Origin of the sequence: Pseudomonas sp. UMAB-40 (genome assembly GCF_900095275.1) — a bacterium.
Classification (GTDB): Bacteria; Pseudomonadota; Gammaproteobacteria; order Pseudomonadales; family Pseudomonadaceae; genus Aquipseudomonas; species Aquipseudomonas mandelii_B.
The window spans coordinates 159,198-174,994 of record NZ_LT607553.1; the positions used below are offsets into that span (position 1 = coordinate 159,198).

At 60.9% G+C, this 15,797-nt stretch carries 16 protein-coding genes; 4 read left to right on the top strand and 12 right to left on the bottom strand.

Annotation, left to right across the window (positions count from 1 at the left end; translation table 11 throughout):
• Positions 1–9: 9 nt before the first annotated feature.
• The 3 genes from K0F88_RS05425 to K0F88_RS05435 all read right to left on the bottom strand — a co-directional run bounded on the left by K0F88_RS05425 (position 10) and on the right by K0F88_RS05435 (position 2,405).
• The gene (locus K0F88_RS05425; RefSeq protein WP_094470772.1) at positions 10–414 is read right to left on the bottom strand and encodes a GNAT family N-acetyltransferase; all 405 of its coding nucleotides are present in this window, start codon (positions 412–414) and stop codon (positions 10–12) included.
• The gene (locus K0F88_RS05430) at positions 411–1,424 is read right to left on the bottom strand and encodes a sensor domain-containing diguanylate cyclase (RefSeq protein WP_094470773.1); all 1,014 of its coding nucleotides are present in this window, start codon (positions 1,422–1,424) and stop codon (positions 411–413) included. Before K0F88_RS05430 ends, K0F88_RS05425 begins: the two co-directional genes overlap by 4 nt.
• Positions 1,425–1,499: 75 nt before the next feature.
• The gene (locus K0F88_RS05435; protein WP_219094474.1) at positions 1,500–2,405 is read right to left on the bottom strand and encodes a LysR family transcriptional regulator; all 906 of its coding nucleotides are present in this window, start codon (positions 2,403–2,405) and stop codon (positions 1,500–1,502) included.
• Positions 2,406–2,507: 102 nt separating this feature from the next.
• Here K0F88_RS05435 and K0F88_RS05440 point away from each other — a divergent pair, with 102 nt between their 5' ends.
• Positions 2,508–3,683, top strand: a complete 1,176-nt coding sequence (locus K0F88_RS05440; protein ID WP_219094476.1) for an aspartate aminotransferase family protein — start codon at positions 2,508–2,510, stop codon at positions 3,681–3,683.
• A gap of 68 nt (positions 3,684–3,751) precedes the next feature.
• Here K0F88_RS05440 and K0F88_RS05445 read toward each other — a convergent pair whose 3' ends face one another.
• The 5 genes from K0F88_RS05445 to K0F88_RS05465 all read right to left on the bottom strand — a co-directional run bounded on the left by K0F88_RS05445 (position 3,752) and on the right by K0F88_RS05465 (position 7,841).
• Positions 3,752–4,186, bottom strand: coding sequence for a VOC family protein (locus K0F88_RS05445; protein ID WP_094470776.1), 435 nt, complete (start codon positions 4,184–4,186; stop codon positions 3,752–3,754).
• A gap of 11 nt (positions 4,187–4,197) precedes the next feature.
• Entirely contained in the window at positions 4,198–4,707 is a 510-nt protein-coding gene (locus tag K0F88_RS05450) for an adenylate kinase (RefSeq protein ID WP_094470777.1), read from the bottom strand.
• Between the two features lie 14 nt (positions 4,708–4,721).
• A complete protein-coding gene (locus tag K0F88_RS05455; protein ID WP_219094478.1) occupies positions 4,722–6,644 on the bottom strand; it encodes an alkaline phosphatase D family protein in 1,923 nt (640 codons plus the stop codon).
• A 152-nt stretch (positions 6,645–6,796) separates the two neighbouring features.
• Positions 6,797–7,060 (bottom strand): hypothetical protein, encoded by a 264-nt coding sequence (locus K0F88_RS05460; RefSeq protein ID WP_094470780.1) that lies wholly within the window; start codon positions 7,058–7,060, stop codon positions 6,797–6,799.
• On the bottom strand, positions 7,050–7,841 hold the full coding sequence (locus K0F88_RS05465) for a VacJ family lipoprotein (RefSeq protein ID WP_094470781.1): 792 nt from the start codon (positions 7,839–7,841) through the stop codon (positions 7,050–7,052). The genes K0F88_RS05460 and K0F88_RS05465 overlap by 11 nt, the downstream gene beginning before the upstream one ends.
• Positions 7,842–8,008: 167 nt before the next feature.
• Here K0F88_RS05465 and K0F88_RS05470 point away from each other — a divergent pair, with 167 nt between their 5' ends.
• From K0F88_RS05470 to K0F88_RS05480, 3 genes are read left to right on the top strand one after another with little or no spacing between them, the layout of a single operon-like run.
• The gene (locus K0F88_RS05470) at positions 8,009–8,719 is read left to right on the top strand and encodes a response regulator (protein ID WP_094470782.1); all 711 of its coding nucleotides are present in this window, start codon (positions 8,009–8,011) and stop codon (positions 8,717–8,719) included.
• Positions 8,716–10,068: an ATP-binding protein gene (locus K0F88_RS05475; RefSeq protein WP_094470783.1), complete on the top strand. Its 1,353-nt coding sequence runs from the start codon at positions 8,716–8,718 to the stop codon at positions 10,066–10,068. The genes K0F88_RS05470 and K0F88_RS05475 overlap by 4 nt, the downstream gene beginning before the upstream one ends.
• Positions 10,069–10,085: 17 nt before the next feature.
• On the top strand, positions 10,086–10,454 hold the full coding sequence (locus K0F88_RS05480) for a PH domain-containing protein (protein WP_083375797.1): 369 nt from the start codon (positions 10,086–10,088) through the stop codon (positions 10,452–10,454).
• A 133-nt stretch (positions 10,455–10,587) separates the two neighbouring features.
• Here K0F88_RS05480 and K0F88_RS05485 read toward each other — a convergent pair whose 3' ends face one another.
• Genes K0F88_RS05485 through K0F88_RS05500 form a run of 4 tightly spaced genes read right to left on the bottom strand, consistent with a single transcriptional unit; the run spans position 10,588 to position 15,720 of the window.
• Complete coding sequence (locus K0F88_RS05485; protein WP_094470784.1) at positions 10,588–10,809, bottom strand: formate dehydrogenase subunit delta; 222 nt, start codon at positions 10,807–10,809, stop codon at positions 10,588–10,590.
• Positions 10,806–13,688 carry a formate dehydrogenase subunit alpha gene (fdhF, locus tag K0F88_RS05490; protein WP_094470785.1) on the bottom strand — a complete coding sequence of 961 codons (2,883 nt, stop codon included), beginning with the start codon at positions 13,686–13,688 and terminating at the stop codon, positions 10,806–10,808. The genes K0F88_RS05485 and fdhF overlap by 4 nt, the downstream gene beginning before the upstream one ends.
• Entirely contained in the window at positions 13,685–15,247 is a 1,563-nt protein-coding gene (locus tag K0F88_RS05495) for an NADH-quinone oxidoreductase subunit NuoF (protein WP_219094480.1), read from the bottom strand. Before K0F88_RS05495 ends, fdhF begins: the two co-directional genes overlap by 4 nt.
• Positions 15,244–15,720, bottom strand: a complete 477-nt coding sequence (locus K0F88_RS05500; protein ID WP_094470786.1) for a formate dehydrogenase subunit gamma — start codon at positions 15,718–15,720, stop codon at positions 15,244–15,246. Before K0F88_RS05500 ends, K0F88_RS05495 begins: the two co-directional genes overlap by 4 nt.
• Between the last annotated feature and the right edge of the window lie 77 nt (positions 15,721–15,797).

A 15,797-nucleotide genomic window follows, 5' to 3' on the forward strand; every position in this document is an offset into this window, starting at 1 on the left:
GCGTTTTGGCTATCGACTGCGCGGGCGCTCCATCGCGATGCTGGACGGTTCAAAGCCCAGGCGAGAAAAGAATGCCGAAGCGCCTTCACGACCTGCGCGCAGAACCCAGGTGATGTCGGTGTTCTCGCCCATGACATGCTCGACCAGCGCCCGACCCACGCCTTCACGTCGATGCTGCCCGGACACGACAACCATCGACAGATAACCGTTGGACAGGCCGTCGGTGATGCCACGGGCAAACCCGACAATGTGCGCATCTTTCACGGCAAGCGCAGTACGTTGGGAGTTGGCGATCAACTGCGCAAAATGTTCAGTTGATCCCAAGCGGTGAGCCCATCCGTTCAGCTCAAGAAACAGCCGCACGGACTCCACCTCCGAGGGCAGTACATCACGGACATGCAGGAGGGCGCTCAACCGGAAATCACATTCTTGCCCGCAACTTTCGACCGATACAGCGCCTGATCGGCCCTGGCCAGAAGACCGGTCTGTTGCTCTTCTTCAAAGCGCTGGACCACGCCAAAACTCATGGTCACCTGAAACTCGCCCACAGGGGGCAGGCTCGACAGGCCATGGCGGATTTTTTCGGCGAAGGATCGGGCGTCGGCCAGCGCGGTATTGGGCAGGATGAGGATGAACTCGTCGCCACCCCAGCGCGCCAGTAGATCGCCTTCGCGCACGCAGCGTTTCACGCTCTTCACGACCTGCACCAACGCCGCATCTCCCAGGGCATGGCCGTAGTGGTCGTTGATGTTCTTGAAGTCATCGATGTCCATGGCGATCAATGACAGCGGCTGCCGAAAGCGCTGGGCACGTTCGCATTCCTGGGGCAGGTTTTTTTCCAGGCGATAGCGATTGGCGATCGATGTCAGCGCATCGGTTTCCGCCAGTTTGCGATTTTCTTCCAGTTGAATTTGCAGCTGCTGATTGACCCGCGACAACTCCCGGGTGCGTTCTTCGACGATGACTTCAAGGGATTGATTACGCCGTTCCATCTCCTCGAAGAGGCGTTTCTTGTCTTCGATGCTGCGGTGCGCGCCGACCATTCGTGCCACCGATCCGTCGGCATTGCGTGCCAGTACGTAGCCGCGATCTTCGATCCAGGTGTAACTGCCATCTTGCTTGCGGCAGCGGTACTCGGCTTGATAGCCCGGTGCGTGTTGATTCAGGTACGCATCAAACAACGCCATCACCCGCGGGTAATCATCGGGGTGCATCACGTTTTCCCAAGTCAACACGGTGTTGTCCAGGGAGTGAGGTGCGTAGCCGAGCATCACGTACCACCCGGGATTGCGGTAGACGAACCCGGTGTTGGCGTTCCAGTCCCAAATGCCGTCACTGACCAGTTCCAGGATGGTGTGCAGCATGTCTTCGTTCAGATCCGACACATTGAATTTCAACGGCTCGATATTTGATGCCTCACCCATCACCGCTCTCCCTGCCGCACTGATATCAAAGTGACCCGTCAGTTGGGGAGATTAGTGCATGGTGTATTGCCCCGGCTAGTGCTTGGCCCACATCTGCATGGCGAAGTCGACGAAGCGACGCAATTTCGGCAAGCGGTAGCGATCCTGGGCGTACACCAAGTGCATCGGCCGACTCGGCAGTCGATAGTCCTGCATCAACGCCACAAGGTGTCCGTTGAGCAAATCCTGCTCGACCAACGCATCGGGCAACATCACGATGCCCATCCCGGTTCGAGCGGCCTGGTGCAGCCCGGCCGAACTGTTGATCAACATCGGGCCTCTGACGGCCACCATGACTTCACCTTCCGGCCCGCTCAGCCGCCACTGTTTTTCCACGGATTGCCAGTCATCGCCGACCGGATAGGCAAAGGACAAGCAGTCGTGGTGTTGCAGGTCGTCGGGTTTTTCCGGTGTGCCCCGGCGTGCCAGATAGGCCTTCGAAGCGCACATGGTCAGCGTGTAGTCGATGAGCGGACGTGCGATCAGGTTGGACGGTTCAATAGCGCCCAGGCGAAACGCCACGTCGAGGCCGTTTTCGAGAAGGTCGGGCCGCCCGTTGGTGAGCACCACGTCCAGTTTGACTTGCGGATAACGCAGGGTGAATTCGCTGAGCGCCGGCGCTAGTTTTTCAGTGCCGAAGGTCAGCGGGGCGGTGATGCGCAAGGTCCCACTCGGGGTGTCCTGACTTTGTTCGGCCAGCCGCTCGGAATCTTCCACCAACCCCAACACCTCCAAGCAGCGCTGGTAATAAGCGGAGCCGAACTCCGTCAATCGCTGACGCCGTGTCGTCCGGTTCAGCAAGCGCACGCCCAGACGTTGTTCCAGCGCACGAAGGTGATTGCCGACCATGGTGGTGGACATTTCGCACTGCTGGGCGGCGGCGGTCATGCTGCCGGCTTCGACCACTCGGACGTAAACCGTCATTGCCTGGAATAAATCCATTATCAAGCTCAGCTTTAAGATGATTGAAGTGTTGCGGCGTTTATCCAGCTCAGGTGGCTAACCATACTGCAAAAACACCGACAATTGATGGAGCTTGATGTCATGACCGCCGCTTGCCTGATGACCACTTACCAACCCCTGGCCCTGAGTTTCAGCAAAGGCCTGGGCACCCGACTTTGGGACCAGGCGGGCCGTGAGTATCTGGATGCGGTGGCGGGTGTGGCGGTGACCAATGTCGGCCACTCTCATCCCAAAATCGTGTCGGCGATCAGCGAGCAGGCCGGGCTGTTGTTGCACACCTCAAACCTCTACAGCATCGACTGGCAGCAGCGGTTGGCGCAGAAACTGACGCAGTTGTCGGGCATGGAGCGGGCGTTCTTCAACAACTCCGGCGCCGAAGCCAATGAAACCGCGCTGAAACTCGCACGGCTTTACGGCTGGCACAAAGGTGTCGAGCAACCGCTGGTGGTGGTGATGGAAAACGCCTTTCATGGCCGGACGCTGGGTACCTTATCCGCCAGCGACGGCCCGGCCGTGCGCCTGGGGTTCAACGAGTTGCCCGGCGACTTCGTCAAAGTGCCCTTCGGCGACCTCAACGCGTTGGGAAAGGTGCAGCAAGCCCATGGCCCGCGGATCGTGGCCATTCTGATGGAACCGATTCAGGGCGAAAGCGGCGTGCAGTTGGCGCCTCCCGGTTACCTGAAAACCGTGCGCGAACTGTGCAACCGGCGCGGCTGGCTGATGATGCTCGACGAAATCCAGACCGGAATCGGCCGTACCGGCCAGTGGTTCGCCTTCCAGCACGAAGGCATCGTCCCGGACGTCATGACCCTGGCCAAGGGCCTCGGCAACGGTATCCCCATCGGCGCTTGCCTGGCCCGGGGCAAAGCCGCCGAGCTGTTCACCCCCGGCAGCCATGGCAGCACCTTCGGCGGTAATCCACTGGCGTGTCGGGTCGGCTGCACGGTGTTGGACATCATCGAAGAACAAGGTCTGCTGGTAAACGCCAGGCTTCAGGGGGAACGCCTGCTGGCCAGACTGCGGGCCGAACTGGCCGACGACCCGAACGTCCTGGCGATTCGTGGTCAAGGCTTGATGGTCGGCATCGAACTCAAGCAACCGATCCGCGACCTGACCCTGATCGCCGCACGCGACCACGGCTTGCTGATCAACGTGACACGGGGCAAGACTATCCGCCTGCTGCCACCGCTGACGATTGATGAGCAGGAAGTGGAAATGATTGTCAGAGGGGTTTGTCGGGTGGTGAGAACATCCTGAGATCGTGTGTGATCGTTCCCACGCAGAGCGTAGGAACGATCTTGCTCGGGGTAATGGTTGTTGCGACCTCAACAACCTGACAAACACACCCGCTCCCCCAGACTCTCCACCAACCGAACCAGATACCCATCCGGGTCCTGCACCAGAAATTCCCGCTGCCCGACTTCCACCTGATCGGCGCGATACCAGACATCGGCGCAGGGACGAAACAACGGCCATTCAACAGCCGCCAATCGCGTGAGTATCGGTTCGACAAGATCAACAGTGATCTGAAAGTTGATGCCCCGACCAAACGGCGCTTCCAATGCCCCGCTCATCCACTGGCCTTCGTCCGGAGCGTATTGTTCCAGCATGATCTGCACGCCGTTTTTATCCAGGTAGGCGAAACCTACTTCCGGACGCTCGTAGGCGATCTCGAAACCGATTAACGAGGTCCAGAAATGCAGGCTTTTCTTGAAGTCGGTGACCATCAGTTCGGGCACCAATTTGCTCCGTGCAAACATACCTATCCTTTTTAAAAGCCGTGAGATGAGTCGGGAAGAGTGTTCAAGAAAGCCGTGATTTCACTTCGATCCATGAGTCTGATTTTTGAGCCGCTGAACCCTTCAAACAGTTGCCGGTGTGCGGAAAACCCACTGGAATCTTCGCGATCAAGATAACTGCCGGCCCATTCCAGCAACGCTATCAGCCGTTCGTCATCGTCCCGTCTGTTTTCTCGCTGGCGAATATTGGCGACGCAGCGTTCGTCGTCAACACACAGCCAGACAAGTGCTGTTGCGCGGTGGATCAGTTCGCTGACGATCCAGCCGTAAACGCCTTCTATCACCCAACATTCATCATCGGCCAGCACGCGCGCCATGCCCAATGCTTCGGGGCGAGCGCGGGCGATGCTGCATTCATCCGACTCCCAGTGAACCCGGTCAAGATCGGTCCACGGCGCATGGAGGTGTTCGGCCAGTCGTTTAGCCAGCCAGCTTTTGCCAGCGCCAGAGTTGCCGATGATCAGGGTGCGGGTGAGGTTCATGGTGGCTCACACGTTCAGTCGTCATTGTCAGGTGCAATCATCCGCGTCTTCGGCGCACCGTTTGAGTTGTGCTGATAGATTTCCTGCGGCTGTCCTTTCTCATTGAAGAACACCTGACCGATCCCCGCCGAATTCCACAACCGTTCACCTGCTTCAGCATGTTCAGGGGTGTGCGGGATGATGCGCATGCGGCGGCGCTTGGTCAGCCAGTTGAGCGGCGAGCGCGGCGAGTAGAGCCAGCGGTTGAGGCGGTCGAACCATTCGAGCAGCGCGGGCGGGAATTCGTTTTTGATGCCGCTGCTGGTGATCTGCCAGATCCTTGGGCCTGCCTTGCGGTGTCGGATCAGGACTTCGTAGACGAAGGAATAATGCACATCGCCCGACAGCACCACGTAATTACCCGGTGTGCGCGAGTGTCTGAAAATGTTCAGGATCACTTGGGCCGCGCCACGATGGGCCATCCAGTTTTCCGCGTCGACCAGCAGCGGATAGCCGCACCAGCTGAAGACGCGTTGCACGGTTTCGATCAACTTGACGCCGAAGATCGGTGCCGGCGAAACGATGATTGCCGACGGGTGATCGAGCAGTTCCTGTTGCAGTTCGCTGAGGGCTTCCCAGTCCAGCAGACCCGAGGGTTGCTGGAGATTCATCTCGCTGCGCCAGCGTCGGGTGCGGGTGTCGATGACGACCAGCGCTGGAGTGGTCGGCAGCACGTAATGCCAGTGTTGAAAGCCGAGCAGCTCATCGATCAGAGCGTCCTGGACGTCGCTGTCGAGATAATCGTCGTGCCCCGTGGCACTCAATAATCGGGCTTTTTCCAGCACATTGCCGAATGCATCCGGGTTATTGCCCCAGCCCTGGCACAGCATGTAGGCGAGCAGCGCGTTGCCGATGATGCGCTTGGAGAACGGATGGCCGTAGGCCGTTTCCTCCCATTGCGCGGACAGATTCCAGTCATCGGTAATGTCATGGTCGTCGAAAATCATCAGGCACGGCAGATGCGCCATCGCCCGGGCGACACCGCCAAGACCTGTCTTGAAGTCATCGATACGCGTCTGTTCAAGGGCATAACGCTTGCGTCTTTCGGGCGTCAGCGTCGGTGGTTGTGGCGCGATCAGCGTCCAGGGTGTCGGCGACCAGACCAGCAGGTACATGGCCATGACTTCGGCGAACGTCACCAGGTGGTTGTCGGCACTGCTGCTGGTGAAAATCGGCTTGCGCGCCCCGCCGAAAAATCGCTCGCGCAAGGTTTTGTTGCTCTCAAGCGCCGGCAACAAATCCGCACGATGGTAATAACTGGCAGGGTGTTCGTAGAGTTTGGCGCTGTCGCTGACCACCGCGCCTTCGAGGTGTTCTTCGAACAGCCCCAGTTGCTCGATCAAGGCATGGATCGCCCGCAACATCGGACCGGCGACATCGTCGGCGTACACCTGATCACCGCTCATCATCAGCAGGGCCGGGCGCTCTGTCGCGGCATGCTCCGTTGCCAGAAAACGATCCACGCACAGCAAGCCGTCGGCTGCCGGGTGGTGAGGTTTACGGCAGGAACCGTGCATTAACTGATCGATGCGCGAACGCAAAACAAAATTCGGGCAACGCGCTTCGCCGTACAGCAGATGAGGTGCCCAGTCGGCGATGCCTTCCAATGCGTCATCAATCAGCAGGTCATAGTCGATCAGGGTGTCGCAGGGCAGGGCGGTCGACAACGGCACATCGATCAGGTGAACGAAAGCACGCTTGCCCACCGGGATGACCGTGCATTGCCCGGCATCGAGGCGAATGTCGCCGACACCTTGCAGGCGCAAGGTCAGCGACAAGGCCCGGGTTCCCACCAGCCAGAGCACCAGGCGCGTGGGCTCCAGACGCCGCAACAGCGGGCCGGCGAGGACCGGTGGCAGAGGGCGATGGTTGTCGGGGAATGGCGAAGACATGGGCATGCAGGTTCAAGACTCTTGGTGCACAGAGCGCGCGATGATAGCGCAGCCAGCGCCCAGGGTTATCTGATGGCCACTGGCTTGCTGCTGAATCTGTAACAAACGGTGATCGTTTCGGTATCACTGGCACCCGTCAAAGGCTTTAGGGCGATACATCAAGGTCGCGAAAGGCTGTTCGCTGTCAGGACACTGGTTTCCCCATTGGCCACCAGCCAGCGAAACAGCTCGCTCAGCGACACCGTATGACTGCGCTCGATCCAGCGCACCACCGCCGGGCCGTAGTGTTCGGTGTAGCGGCTGAGCACCAGCTGGCGGCAGTCCGGTGACAGGCGCAGGGTGATTTCCCGGCAGTGCACATTCGCCGCATCGTGCCGGGTCACTCGCTGTTGCAGCGTCAAATGATTGCTTTCAGAAACCATCGGCCGGTGCTCCTTCGCATTGAGGTTTGGTTGCTTGCGCTGAGCCTTGTTTGCCATCCGCCACGTAAGCGGCTCGATGCTCGGCGACCACGTTGCGCAAGGCGCTGTAGTAATCCGGCAGCTTTTGCAGGCTGTCGGTCAGCGGTAACGCTTCTGCTCGACCATCGACGATGCCGCCGACCGTGTTGATCGTGGACAGCGTGTCCACGGTGTCGCTGTTGCTGCCGAACGGATCCACCACAAAACTCAGTACTCGCCCGGCCGCATCGCGGCTGTTCGAGGTGCCGAACAAGGGCAGTTCGACGATCGGACCGTTGCCAATCCCCCACACCCCGAAGGTCTGGCCGAAATCTGCTTTGTGACGCGGGATGCCGGCCATGCCGGACACATCGATCAAGCCCACCACGCCCACGGTGGTATTGAGCGCGAAGCGTCCCAACGTGTTGACCGAGCGCATCGGGTTGCCTTGCAGCAGGTCGTTGATAAAGACCTTGGGCTCGCCAAAGTTCGCGACAAAGTTATGCACACCGGTCTGGAAAAAGTCCGGCGAGTAACGATAGCCACGGGCGACCGGTGCCAGGGCATAGTCATCGACCACCCGATTGAAGGCAAAGACACCGCGGTTGAACGGTTCCGCCGGGTCGTACACCGAATAGCTGATTTGGGCGCAGGTCACGGTGGTGGACGCAGGCGGTTGGCTGCTGCAACCCGCCAGCCCGGCGGCCAGCACGGCCATCGATGTGTTGCGGACCAGCCAGGGAGCACATTTGAAAGGCAACATGGACGCGAGTCTCGGGAGGAATTCGCCGAGATGCTGAGCCCCAGGCCTTGCACAAAGATGTCTGGTTTATTGCGGCGCTGATGTTTTATTGCAGGATTGAAATATATGACGCGCTGCCGTGAATGGTTTTAGATGGCGGTTCCATTCGGCCCCTTAAGTGACCTTCGGTGAACAGCCTTTTAATTGTCGACGACGACCTTGAAGTCCTCGATCTGCTGAAAAAATTCTTTGTGCAGCACGGCTACAGCGTCGAGGTCGCCACCGACGGCGCGTCGCTGTGGGCGGCCATCGAGCGACAGCCGCCGGACCTGATCATTCTTGACGTGATGTTGCCGGGGGACAGCGGATTGATCCTGTGTCAGCAACTGCGGATTCGCTACGCCATGCCGGTGATCATGCTGACCGCCATGGGCGAGCTCAGCGACCGGGTCGTCGGCCTTGAACTGGGCGCCGATGATTACCTGACCAAACCCTTCGACGCCCGCGAACTGCTGGCCCGGGTGCGCGCCGTGTTGCGGCGCGTGGACGAGCGCCGCCCGGTCGTGCAGGAGCGTCCACGGCCGCTGATCGACTTCGCCGACTGGCACCTTGACGTCACCCGCCGTGAACTGCGCTCGCCGGACAACGTGATGATCCCGCTCTCGGCCGGCGAGTTCGACTTGCTGCTGGTCTTCGTCGAACACCCCCAACGTATCCTCACCCGCGAGCAACTGCTGGACCTGGCGCGCGGGCACTGCCATGACGCGTTTGATCGCAGCATCGATGTGCAAGTCAGCCGCCTGCGACGCAAACTCGAATCCGACACCAAACGCCCGGCGATGATTCGCACGGTGCGCAATGGTGGTTATCTGTTCACCCCCAGCGTGACCCGGCGATGAGCTGGCTGAAGCGGATTCGCCGGGACACGGTGGCGCGCTGGATCGCCTTGACCATCATTCTGGCGATGCTCATTTCGCTGGTGCTCAATGGGCTGTTTATCCAACTGGCCGGTGTGTGGGCGCGTCCGCCGCTGACCGAAACCGGGCTGCTGGATAAGATGGCCGCCATCGCCCGCGTCATTCAGGCAGCCCCGGCGCCATTGCGCAGTCAACTGGCGCACGCCGTCAGCGATGAAGGCTTCACCGTCAGCTGGCACCTTGATCGACGTGAGCTCGATCTACCGCCGGTGGAGGACCTGGACTCCGAAGTCGGCTCGACCGTCCTGCAGCCGTTGCTTAAATTCGCCGGTCGAATCCAGGTCTATGAGCCGTCTGACTGGACAGACAACTCGCCGGACGCACATTACGCGCTGCTGATCGAGCTGCCGGACGCCTCCTGGCTGATGTTCGCCGCACATTCGCGCAATTGGGGCCTTGATGACACGCCACGCTACCTGATCGTCATCCTGCTGGTGCTGATCTCCACCACCCTCGTCACACTGATCGCCACTCGCCGTCTCGCCACCCCCTTGCAACACTTCGCTGAAGGCGCCCGACGCTTCGGCGTGGACTTCCGCGCCCCGCCCATCGAGCCGCTAGGCCCTCAGGAAATCCGCCAGGCGATCCTCGCCTTCAACGCCATGCAAGCCCAGCTGCAACACTTCATCCGCGACCGCACGCAAATGCTCGCCGCGATCTCCCACGACCTGCGCGCGCCCCTGACGCGGATGCGCTTGCGCGGGGAATTCATCGAAGACAGCGAGCAACAGCAGCGGCTGTTTCGTGATGTGGATGAAATGCAGGCGATGATCAACTCGGCGCTGGAATTCTTCCGGGATGACGCGCGGCTTGAACCGGCGACCCAGTTTGATCTGGCCGAGTTGCTGCAAACGTTGCTGGATGATTACCGGGATCAGGGGGTTGAGATGGCCTACGACGGGCCGACGCGGTGGGTGTATTTTGGCCGACCGTTGGGGCTTAAGCGGGTGGTGACCAATCTGCTGGACAACGCGATCAAGTACGGCAGTGAGCCGGCGATTGAGTTGATTGCTGATGCTGGGGAAGTGCGGATCAAAGTACTGGATAGTGGGCCGGGTATTCCGGAAGCCAGCCTTGAGCAAGTATTTGCGCCGTTCTTTCGCATGGAAGGATCGCGCAACAAAAGCACCGGCGGTGTGGGATTGGGATTATCGGCGGCGCGGGCGATAGTGTTGGAGCACGGCGGGGAACTGAAACTGCGTAATCGGTCGAAGGGCGGGCTGGAGGCATTGGTGGTGTTGCCCGTGCATCCGGCCCAGGTGTTCATTTGAAAAACAGGGAATGACAGATGATTGATTTCAACAACAAAGGCTTCTTCAAACTCAAGCAGAACGACGAGTACGCCGAACGCGTTACTGCGCTGCTACTGGATGGGGAGCAGGTGATCGACTCCTACAAATCCATGCGCGATGGCGTGGTGTTTACCAACAAGCGGATCATCGCGGTCAACGTCCAGGGCCTCACCGGTAGCAAGAAAGACTTCACCTCGTTGCCGTACAAAAACATCGTGGCGTATTCGGTGGAAACGTCGGGGACGTTTGACCTGGATTCCGAGTTAGAGATTTATTTTTCGTCGTTGGGGAAGGTGAAGTTCGAGTTCACCGGGAAGACATCGATGGTGGAAATCTCGAAACTGATTTCCAAGCACCTACTCTGAACACACAACCCCAGTGGGAGCGAGCTTGCTCGCGATGAGGGCAGTACATTCAGCATGAGTGCTGACTGGACTGACGCTATCGCGAGCAAGCTCGCCCCACAGGTTTTTTAGCCAATCTCTAGATCGTGTGAAGCTAAGCCTCCCAACCCGCGCCACTGACCGCCGCCTGCGCCAACGGGTGCAAATCCGCCCCTTGATGTTCCGTCTGCCAGGCCAGCAATTCCTTGCGCATGCCCGGCGTCCAGTACATCTGCAGATGATTACGCACACCGAGCACGGCCGCTTGCTGGTCCGGTTCGGTGGCGAAGTACTGGGCGATCTGATTGACCATCTTGATCAGGTTCTCGGTACTCATCGGCGCACCTCTGCTTTAGCGCCACGGGCATGCCGGCGTTCCTTGAGCAAACGGTCCTGTTCGTCGCTGAACTCTTGGTAGCGCTTTTGCCACTCGGAAGGGTGGTAGACGCGGCTGACTTCCACGGCGGTGACCTTGTACTCCGGACAGTTGGTGGCCCAGTCGGAGTTGTCGGTGGTGATGACGTTGGCCCCCGATTCCGGGAAGTGGAATGTCGTGTACACCACGCCTGGGGCGACCCGTTCGGTGACCCGCGCACGCAATACGGTCTGGCCGGCGCGGCTGCCGATGCCGACCCAATCGCCTTCGTTGATGCCACGGCTCTCGGCGTCGGTCGGGTGGATTTCCAGGCGATCTTCATCGTGCCAGGCGACGTTTTCGGTTCGCCGTGTCTGAGCGCCGACGTTGTACTGACTGAGGATGCGTCCGGTGGTCAGCAGCAGCGGATAACGATTGTTGACCTTCTCCTCGGTCGGCACGTACCCGGTGAGCATGAAGCGCCCCTTGCCGCGCACGAATTGATCGATGTGCATGGTCGGCGTGCCGTCCGGCGCCGCAGCGTTGCACGGCCATTGCAGGCTGCCGTGGCTGTCCAGTGCGGCGTAGCTGACGTTGGTGAAGGTCGGCGTCAGGCTGGCGATTTCATCCATGATTTGCGACGGATGCGTGTAGTTCATCGGGTAGCCCAAGGCGTTGGCCAGGGCCACCGTGCCTTCCCAGTCGGCCTTGCCGCCCAGCGGTTCCATAACCTTGCGCACCCGCGAGATGCGCCGCTCGGCGTTGGTGAAGGTGCCGTCCTTTTCCAGGAACGAGCTGCCCGGCAGGAACACGTGGGCGAACCGGGCAGTTTCGTTGAGGAAAATGTCCTGCACCACCACGCATTCCATGGCCGACAGGGCCGCGGTGACATGCTGGGTATTCGGGTCGCTCTGGGCGATGTCTTCGCCTTGGCAATACAAGCCCTTGAAACTGCCGGCCAGCGCAGACTCGAACATGTTGGGAATGCGCAGACCCGGATCGGGTTGCAAGGTCACATTCCACGCTTGTTCGAATTGCGCCCGAACGACCTCATTGGAGATGTGCCGGTAACCGGGCAACTCGTGAGGGAAGGAACCCATGTCGCAGGAGCCCTGAACGTTGTTCTGTCCACGCAGCGGATTCACACCGACGCCTTCACGGCCGATGTTGCCGGTGGCCATGGCGAGGTTGGCGATGCCCATGACCGCGGTGCTGCCCTGGCTGTGTTCGGTGATGCCCAGGCCGTAGTAGATCGCAGCATTGTCGGCGTCGGCATACAACCGGGCGGCGGCACGGATGTCGGCAGCGGCGACGCCGCAGATCGGGCCCAGGACTTCCGGCGAGTTTTCCGCACGACTGACGAACTCGCTCCAGCGGGCGAAATCGCTGCCCTCGCAACGGGCGTCGATAAAGGCCTGGTCGAGCAAGCCTTCGGTGACGATCACATGGGCCAGCGCATTGAGCATGGCGACGTTGGTGCCCGGGCGCAGGGCCAGGTGCAGTTCGGCGCGGGCATGCACCGAGTCCACCAGATCAATGCGGCGTGGGTCGATGACGATCAGCCGCGCACCTTCACGCAGGCGGCGTTTGAGTTGGGAGGCGAAAACCGGGTGGGCGTCGCTGGGGTTGGCGCCCATCACCAGGATCACGTCGGCCTGCATCACCGAATCGAAACTCTGGGTACCGGCAGACTCGCCCAGGGTTTGTTTCAGGCCATAACCCGTCGGCGAGTGGCAGACCCGCGCACAGGTGTCGACGTTGTTGTTGCCGAACGCGGCGCGCACCAGTTTCTGCACCAGGTAGGTTTCTTCGTTGGTGCAACGGCTGGAGGTGATGCCACCAATGGAATCGCGACCGTATTTTTGCTGCAATCGGCGGAATTCGCTGGCGGCATAGGTCACCGCTTCATCCCAGCTGACTTCCTGCCACGGATCGTTGATGTGCTGGCGGATCATCGGCTTGGTGATGCGATCCGGGTGAGTGGCGTAGCCCCAGGCAAAGCGCCCTTTGACGCACGAGTGACCGTGGTTGGCCTGGCCGTTCTTGTCCGGAACCATGCGCACCAACTGGTCGCCTTTCATCTCGGCGCGGAACGAGCAGCCCACGCCGCAATAGGCGCAGGTGGTGATCACGCTGCGCTCGGGCTGACCCAGTTCGACCACGCTTTTTTCCATCAGCGTCGCGGTAGGGCAGGCCTGCACGCAGGCACCGCAGGACACGCATTCCGAATCGAGGAAATTATCACCGCCAGCAGCGGCCACCCGGGATTCAAAACCGCGCCCGGTAATCGTCAGGGCAAAGGTGCCTTGGGTTTCTTCGCAGGCGCGCACGCAGCGGTTGCAGACGATGCACTTGCTCGGGTCATAGTCGAAATACGGGTTGGAGGTGTCCTTCACGTCGGCCAGATGGTTTTCGCCTTCATAGCCGTAACGCACTTCCCGCAGACCAACTTGGCCAGCGACGGTTTGCAGCTCGCAGTTGCCGTTGGCCGAGCAGGTCAGGCAGTCCAGCGGGTGATCGGAGATGTACAACTCCATGACATTGCGGCGCAGGGTCGCGAGCTTCGGCGTCTGGGTGTGCACGGTCATGCCTTCGGTGACCGGCGTGGTGCAAGACGCGGGGTAGCCGCGCATTCCGTCGATTTCTACAAGGCACATGCGGCACGAGCCGAAGGCTTCGAGGCTGTCGGTGGCACACAGTTTGGGAATGGTGGTGCCCAGCAGCGCAGCGGCGCGCATCACCGAGGTGCCTTCGGGCACGCTGATGCTGCGGCCGTCGATGTTCAGGGTCACCTGCACGTCGCTGTCCCGGGCCGGCGTTCCAAGATCAATATCGGTTTTCGGGTCGAAGAGGGTGATCATTGGTCGGCCTCCGAGGCTTGCAGACCGAAGTCGGCGGGGAAGTACTTGAGGGCGCTGGCCACCGGAAAGGGGGCCATGCCGCCCAACGCGCACAGCGAACCGTATTGCATCGTGTCGCACAGGTCCTTGAGGATGATGACCTGCTCATCGCGACCGCTCTGGTCCGGCGCGGCCAACAGGCGGTCGATCACCTCCACACCCCGGGTCGAGCCGATGCGGCAGGGCGTGCATTTGCCGCAGGATTCCTCGGCGCAGAACTGCAGCGCGAAACGCGCCATTTGCGCCATGTCCAGGCTGTCGTCCGCGACCACCACGCCACCATGACCGAGCATCGCGCCGATGCCGGCAAAGGCCTCGTAATCCAGCGGCGTGTCGAATTGCGACGGCGGTACCCAAGCGCCGAGCGGGCCGCCCACCTGCGCGGCTTTCAGCGGCCGGCCACTGGCGGTCCCGCCGCCGTAGTCTTCCACCAGTTCGCGCAGGGTCAGGCCAAAGGCCCGTTCCACCAGACCTCCGTGACGAATATTGCCCGCCAGTTGGAAAGGCATCGTGCCCAACGAGCGGCCCATGCCGTAATCGCGATAGAACTGCGCGCCCTTGGCCAGAATCAGCGGCACCGAGGCCAGGGTCAAAACGTTGTGCACCAAGGTCGGCAGACCGAACAGCCCCTTCAGCGCCGGGATCGGCGGCTTGGCGCGCACGACCCCGCGTTTGCCTTCAAGCGAGTCCAGCAACGCGGTTTCTTCACCGCAGATGTAAGCGCCGGCACCGACTCGCACTTCCATATCGAAAGCTTGGCCGCTGCCGCCGACATTGGCGCCAAGGTAACCGGCAGCCCGAGCCAGATTCAGCGCCTGGCGCAGCGTGGCCACGGCGTCTGGATATTCCGAGCGCACATAGATGTAGCCGTAAGTGGCACCGACGGTGATGCCGGCAATGGCCATGCCTTCGATCAGCAGGAAGGGGTCGCCTTCCATCAACATGCGGTCGGCAAAGGTGCCGGAGTCGCCTTCGTCGGCGTTGCACACAATGTACTTCTGCGCCGCCTCGGTAGCGCGCACCGTGCGCCATTTGATCCCCGCCGGGAACGCCGCGCCGCCACGGCCACGCAGGCCTGAATCGAACACTTCCGTCGCCGTCTGCTCACCACCCACTGCGACGGCGCGGGTCAAACCCTCGAAACCGCCATGGGCCCGGTAATCATCCAGCGACAGCGGCCGGGTAATACCGGCGCGGGCAAACAGCAAGCGTTGTTGAGTCTTCAGATACGGCAATTCCTCCACCAGCCCAAAAGCCAGTGGATGCGCGGACGGATCACCTTGCAGGGCTTCGAGCACGGACGGCACATCGGCAGCGGTCAACGGCCCGAAGCCGATCCGGCCTTGCGGGCTGTCCACTTCCAGCAGAGGTTCCAGCCAGTACAGGCCGCGCGAACTGGTGCGCTGCAACTCCAGCGGCAGATTGCGTTCCCGGGCCTGAGTGATAAGCGCCACCGCCACCTCATCGGCCCCCACCGCACGGGCCAGCGAATCACTGGGCAAATAGAGCGACGGCATCATGCGTCCTCCCGGCAAGCGTCGAGCAAGGCATCGAGACGCTCAGCGCTGAGCCGCGCATGCACCCGGCCATCCAGCTCCAGAGCGGGCGAACAGGCGCAGGCACCAAGGCAATACACCGGACGCAAACTGATGCTGCCGTCGGCGCTACTGCCGTGATCGTCCAGTTGCAGACGTTCGCGCAACTGCGCCGCAAGCTCCTCGGCGCCGCGACTCTTGCACGACTCGGCGCGGCACAGCCGCAGAATATGCCGGGCCGGCGGCGCGGTACGGAAGTCATGGTAAAAGCTGATCACCCCGCGAATCTCCGCCTGACTCTGATTGAGGGCGTGGGCAATCTCGGGGATAGCCGCATCGGGGATGTAACCGATGCGTTCCTGAATATCATGAAGAATGGGCAACAGAGCACCCGCAGAGCCCTTGTGGCGCTCCAGCAGGCTGTTGACCAACGGCAGTTGCAACATCTCATCAGGCATTCAGCAATCCTCACGGTCACGGACAAACCAGAAGGTTGTCGGTCGTCCGAAAGTGTCGGCTGCGGCACTCACACCAC

Bases quoted from the DNA above. Each gene is read 5' to 3' on its own strand.
- K0F88_RS05500 (WP_094470786.1), bottom strand. From the start codon at position 15,720: ATGCCTGATGAGATGTTGCAACTGCCGTTGGTCAACAGCCTGCTGGAG.
- K0F88_RS05435 (WP_219094474.1), bottom strand. From the start codon at position 2,405: ATGGATTTATTCCAGGCAATGACGGTTTACGTCCGAGTGGTCGAAGCC.
- K0F88_RS05465 (WP_094470781.1), bottom strand. From the start codon at position 7,841: ATGTTGCCTTTCAAATGTGCTCCCTGGCTGGTCCGCAACACATCGATG.
- K0F88_RS05460 (WP_094470780.1), bottom strand. From the start codon at position 7,060: ATGGTTTCTGAAAGCAATCATTTGACGCTGCAACAGCGAGTGACCCGG.
- K0F88_RS05445 (WP_094470776.1), bottom strand. From the start codon at position 4,186: ATGTTTGCACGGAGCAAATTGGTGCCCGAACTGATGGTCACCGACTTC.
- K0F88_RS05480 (WP_083375797.1), top strand. From the start codon at position 10,086: ATGATTGATTTCAACAACAAAGGCTTCTTCAAACTCAAGCAGAACGAC.
- K0F88_RS05475 (WP_094470783.1), top strand. From the start codon at position 8,716: ATGAGCTGGCTGAAGCGGATTCGCCGGGACACGGTGGCGCGCTGGATC.
- K0F88_RS05495 (WP_219094480.1), bottom strand. From the start codon at position 15,247: ATGATGCCGTCGCTCTATTTGCCCAGTGATTCGCTGGCCCGTGCGGTG.
- K0F88_RS05485 (WP_094470784.1), bottom strand. From the start codon at position 10,809: ATGAGTACCGAGAACCTGATCAAGATGGTCAATCAGATCGCCCAGTAC.
- K0F88_RS05440 (WP_219094476.1), top strand. From the start codon at position 2,508: ATGACCGCCGCTTGCCTGATGACCACTTACCAACCCCTGGCCCTGAGT.
- K0F88_RS05430 (WP_094470773.1), bottom strand. From the start codon at position 1,424: ATGGGTGAGGCATCAAATATCGAGCCGTTGAAATTCAATGTGTCGGAT.
- K0F88_RS05450 (WP_094470777.1), bottom strand. From the start codon at position 4,707: ATGAACCTCACCCGCACCCTGATCATCGGCAACTCTGGCGCTGGCAAA.
- fdhF (WP_094470785.1), bottom strand. From the start codon at position 13,688: ATGATCACCCTCTTCGACCCGAAAACCGATATTGATCTTGGAACGCCG.
- K0F88_RS05455 (WP_219094478.1), bottom strand. From the start codon at position 6,644: ATGCCCATGTCTTCGCCATTCCCCGACAACCATCGCCCTCTGCCACCG.